The organism is Hydrocoleum sp. CS-953, assembly GCF_002260545.1.
Taxonomy (GTDB): domain Bacteria; phylum Cyanobacteriota; class Cyanobacteriia; order Cyanobacteriales; family Microcoleaceae; genus Trichodesmium.
On record NZ_LGSU01000899.1, the window covers coordinates 1 to 5,315 of the forward strand.

At 39.6% G+C, this 5,315-nt stretch carries 3 protein-coding genes and 1 pseudogene; 2 read left to right on the forward strand and 2 right to left on the reverse strand.

The window, feature by feature from the left end; genetic code table 11:
• Both AFK68_RS38700 and AFK68_RS44890 read left to right on the forward strand, forming a co-directional pair.
• A partial coding sequence (locus AFK68_RS38700; protein ID WP_210407364.1) for a cadherin repeat domain-containing protein occupies positions 1–804 on the forward strand: 804 nt, incomplete at both ends.
• 1,083 nt (positions 805–1,887) lie between these two features.
• Positions 1,888–2,856: a calcium-binding protein gene (locus tag AFK68_RS44890; protein WP_371357343.1), complete on the forward strand. Its 969-nt coding sequence runs from the start codon at positions 1,888–1,890 to the stop codon at positions 2,854–2,856.
• A gap of 203 nt (positions 2,857–3,059) precedes the next feature.
• Here AFK68_RS44890 and AFK68_RS44895 read toward each other — a convergent pair whose 3' ends face one another.
• Both AFK68_RS44895 and AFK68_RS12060 read right to left on the reverse strand, forming a co-directional pair.
• Positions 3,060–3,590, reverse strand: coding sequence for an ATP-binding cassette domain-containing protein (locus AFK68_RS44895; RefSeq protein WP_371357344.1), 531 nt, complete (start codon positions 3,588–3,590; stop codon positions 3,060–3,062).
• A 207-nt stretch (positions 3,591–3,797) separates the two neighbouring features.
• Positions 3,798–4,960: pseudogene (locus AFK68_RS12060) on the reverse strand (ABC transporter ATP-binding protein/permease); the annotation flags it as partial.
• Between the last annotated feature and the right edge of the window lie 355 nt (positions 4,961–5,315).

The following is a 5,315-nucleotide window of genomic DNA, read 5'->3' on the forward strand; positions in this document are numbered from 1 at the left end:
ATTCCCAAGCTAGTATTTACTCCAGAAACAGATGCCAACGGCACAGGTTACGCCAACTTTAACTTTACAGTCAACGACGGTACAGAAGACAGTGAAACAGCCAACACCATCACCATAGATGTCACCCCCGAAAATGATGCCCCTATTATTACTAGCGATAATACAGCAACAGTCGCCGAAAATACTAGTACAGTAACTACTGTAACTGCCGAAGATGCTGATGAGGATACAATAAATTATTCTATTACAGGAGGAGCAGACTCTGATTTATTTGAAATAGACGAAAACAGCGGAGAAATAACCTTCAAGACAAGTCCCGACTTCGAGTTACCAACAGATGAACACCAATACAACGTTTATGAGGTAGAAGTCACTGCATCAGACAGCAATGATGGAAATGATATCCAAACTATTGCAGTTACTGTCACAGACGAAAATGAAGGTACGCCAGGAATAACTGTTTCTCGTGCAAACTTAAGCACAAGCGAAGATGGGACAACAGCCAGCTTGAAGATAGTATTAAACAGTCAACCTAATGATGATGTAGTAGTAACAGTTGCTTCAAATGACACAACAGAGGGAACGGTAGATGTTAGTAGCGTCACATTTACTCCAGCAAATTGGAATATTTCCCAAACATTAAAAGTTACAGGAGTAGATGACACAGAAGTAGATGGGGATGTCAATTTTATATTAGAGACAACAGCAACAAGCGGTGATAGTGAGTATGACGGTCTTGCTGTTGCTGATGTTAGTATTACAAACGTTGATAACGATACTGAACCAGAGCCAGCACCAGAGCCANATTTTATATTAGAGACAACAGCAACAAGCGGTGATAGTGAGTATGACGGTCTTGCTGTTGCTGATGTTAGTATTACAAACGTTGATAACGATACTGAACCAGAGCCAGCACCAGAGCCAGAACCTATACCAGCACCAGAGCCAGAACCTGTACCAGCACCAGAACCTGTACCAGCACCAGCACCAGCACTAGAAAATGCACCAGAAAATGCACCAGAAAATGCACCAGAAAATGCACCAGCACCAGAAAATGCACCAGAACCGCAACCTGTACTAGAAACTGCACCAGAAAATGCACCAGCACCAGAAAATGCACCAGAACCGCAACCTGTACTAGAAACTGCACCGGAACCAGCACCAGAAAATGCACCAGAAAATGCACCAGAAACTGTACCAGAACCTGTACCGGAGGCGGAACCTGTACCAGAACCTGCTCCGGAACCAACTCCCCAACCTGTACTAACTCCCGAACCAGAACCAGTTCCCGAAGCAGCACCCGAACCAGCACCAGCACCAGCACCGGAACCTTTACCGGAGGCGGAACCTGTATCAGCACCAGCACCAGAAACTGCACCAGAAACTGCACCAGAAACTGCACCAACACCAGCACCGGAACCAACTCCCCAACCTGTACCAACTCCCGAACCAGCACCAGCACCAGCACCNGAAACTGCACCAGAAACTGCACCAACACCAGCACCGGAACCAACTCCCCAACCTGTACCAACTCCCGAACCAGCACCAGCACCAGCACCGGAACCTCTACCGGAGGCGGAACCTGTACCAACTCCCGAACCAGCACCGGAACCAGTTCCCGAACCAGTTCCCGAACCAGCACCAGCACCAGCACCAGCACCGGAACCTCTACCGGAGGCGGAACCGGAACCAGTTCCCGAACCAGTTCCCGAACCAGCACCAGCACCAGCACCAGCACCAGCACCAGCACCAACTCCCGAACCAGCACCAGCACCAACTCCCGAACCAGAACCAGAACCAACTCCCGAACCAGAACCAACTCCCGAACCAGAACCAACTCCCGAACCAGAACCAGAGCCAGAAGTAACTCCTGCGCCAGAAGCAACTTTGACTCTTGTTCTACCTGCTGAACCTATACTACCAATAGTAGATTTCAACGCTGCTATCACTGAGATTACGCAAGAAAACACCTTTACGGGAACTTCAGACTCAGATAACTACATCGGCACCGAAAATGCTGATGCCATCTATGGTAATAGTAGCTCTAATATCCTCATAGCTTTAGGTGGTAGCGATATTGTTATTGGTGATGGCACAAACATTTCAGAGCAACGTCAAGCAAGTCAAATTAACACTTCCACTAATGATAATGATAACGATCGAATCTTTGGTGGAAGTCAAGATGATTTAATTAGTGCGACTCAAGGCGAAGATACTATCTACGGAGGGAAAGACAAAGATACTGTCTATGGAGGTAAAGGTAATGATATTATATTTGGAGACAACGATGATGACATTTTGATGGGAGGCAAAGGCAACGATAACATCAATGGTGGTAAGGGAAACGACCAACTCAACGGTGGTGAAGGAGATGACTACCTCAATGGGAACCAAGGTAATGACATACTATCAGGAAGTATAGGTAACGATAACATCAATGGTGGTAAGGGTGAGGATCTTCTATACGGAGGAACAGGCAACGATACCATCAATGGTGAGAACGGACAAGATACTCTAATAGGTTGGGAAGGCGATGACTTACTAGATGGCGCTCAGGGAGACGACCTACTCTATGGTGGCCTGGGTAATAATATTCTCACTGGCGGTCAAGGTAGCAATGTCTTTGTATTAACTCCTGCAAATGCAGGAGTTAATACAATAACTGACTTTAACAATGAGGATACTTTAGCTTTAGTTGGCTTTAGCTTTGAAGAAATAGAGTTTGTTCCCAATATTGGGGAAAATACCACAAATATTCTTCTCAATGGTGAAACTATAGCTATTCTCGAAAATACTCAAATTATTGATACGACTGACTTAAATTTCATAGAATATCAATCAATTGAGGAATTATAATCAGGACTTACGCAAAAAATGAAATTACAGGCGTTGCTAATTTTGGGTATGATTTGTATTTTTTGGTAATTGCTAAACTATTGAATAATAACTATTTCAGATTGTTCAATTTTTATTTTCATACCTTGATTCAGCAACGCCATTTTAATCAGTCCTGTACGTTTACTCGGCTATTAGCTGACTGCTGAATGCTTACCTTTTTTTTAGGTTACAATAGGTTTAAGTTCCCAAGATTCATCAGTAGTAATTTCTAATAATTGTTGGTGATAATTTTTTAAAGTCGGACGATGCCCAACACTAATAAATGTTGTAGATGTTCCTTGCAATTGTTGATATAAAAGTTCCTCACTTGGCACATCTAAAGCACTGGTGGCTTCATCCAGAATTACATAGTTAGGTTTAGTTAATAATAATCTGGCAAAAGCAACCCTTTGTTGTTCTCCTACTGACAAAACTTGACTCCAATTTTCTACTGCATCTAAACCACCAAATCTTTCTGCTAATTTGGGCAGATTTACTCTTTCTAATACTTGCTGTATTTCTACATCAGAAATATCTAGATTAGTCTGGGGATATAAAAGTTGTTGACGTAAAGAACCTAAAACCATATAAGGTTTCTGAGGTAAGAATAATATTTCATTCAATTTAGGTCGATAAATAGCTCCTGTTCCAGAGTTCCATAAACCAGCGATCGCTCTTAAAATTGAACTCTTACCACTGCCACTAGCTCCCATAATTAATAATCCATTTCCTGATGTTATTTCCACAGAAATATCTCTAACTAAAGTTCTTTGATAATTGGGAGTTTTTAATGTTAAATGTTCTAAAGCTAGACCAGAATTTGTTATTGTATCAATTGTTGATTCACCTTCAGGAACTTCAGGAGATGATTCAATAGCAGCAGAAAAAGTAGATAAACGATTAATTCCAGCAGCAAATTNATTAATAATCCATTTCCTGATGTTATTTCCACAGAAATATCTCTAACTAAAGTTCTTTGATAATTGGGAGTTTTTAATGTTAAATGTTCTAAAGCTAGACCAGAATTTGTTATTGTATCAATTGTTGATTCACCTTCAGGAACTTCAGGAGATGATTCAATAGCAGCAGAAAAAGTAGATAAACGATTAATTCCAGCAGCAAATTCTGTCAATCTATCCAATTGACTAACAATAACTGTTAAGGAACTTAAGATAATAGCAAAAGCTGTTGCTGCTTGAGTAATTACCCCTATTTCTAATTCACCCGAAAGCACGCGCGGACCAATAATTATAGATGGTAATGCAAAAGTAATAAACTCATAACTGTTTCTGAAAATATCCAAATATAGTTGCCATTTAATTAACCGATTAAAATTATCAAAAACATCATTAAATAGGTTATTTGCCTGTTGTAACTCCTGTTTTTCTCCTCCATAAAAAGCTATAGATTCAGCATTTTCCCGAACTCTAATTAAACCAAAACGAAAGTTAGCTTCTCGCTTCAGTTGTTCAAAATTAATCCCTACCAAAACTTTGCCAAATATCCCTGTTGTAATTACTGTGCCAGCAACCGCATAAAAAATTACAAAAAATACTAATGGTTTAGAAATTGACCATAACAAAGCACTAAAACCAAATAACTGAAATATAGCATTCAAGATAGTTATAAGAAAACTCAAAGATTGGTCTGTAAAACTTTTAATATCCTGAGAAATACGTTGGTCTGGATTATCAATTTCTGGGTGGTAACTAATTTTATAGAAAGAGCGATCGCCTAAATAACTTTTCATAAAACTATGAGTCATCCACCTGCGCCAAAATATACTAAGTTTTTGTCGGACAAAAGAATAGGAAGACACAAAAGGTACAGCCACTACAACTGTGCCAAAAAACTCTAGAATTGAGCGCCAAAATCTATCAGATTCTTGAGCAGATAGTGCAGAAATAAATTCTGCTCGTTGGTTTGTGAGTAATAAATTAAATACAGTAAATGTTCCCAGTAAAACAATTACCAGTAACAATAGACCTCTAGCTCGCCATTTCTGTTCTGAGAACCAATAAAGTTTAGCAATTGACCAAAAATCGTTTAATAAATCTAAGTTCAATCTTTTTTTATTCGGCATATTTTCACCTTAATTTACCATAGGTAATGTAGCAGAATATTAATCAATTGTCAATCAATACTATTGATAAAATTAGTGATATATATAAGTTTTTGATTTTAGAGAATAGGTAATAGAAAAAAATACTCCATTTGATTACCTATAAGTCTAGTTAAGGATATTTGTGTAACAGGTTCTGACTCAGTTCCTAAGTGATGCGATCGCTGTCTTTGAGTACAAAAAGCACTATGGAATCAAATCATTGAAAAAAAGCTATAATCAAATAATCAGGACTTACGCAAAACATGAAAATATACACCACCTGTAGGGGTTAACGGCCGTTAACCCCTACTAGATATAGTGGCTATGCGTAAGT

What these genes read in the sequence shown, in the direction of transcription:
- AFK68_RS44895 (WP_371357344.1), bottom strand. Translation starts at nt 3,590, where the DNA reads ATGGGAGCTAGTGGCAGTGGTAAGAGTTCAATTTTAAGAGCGATCGCT.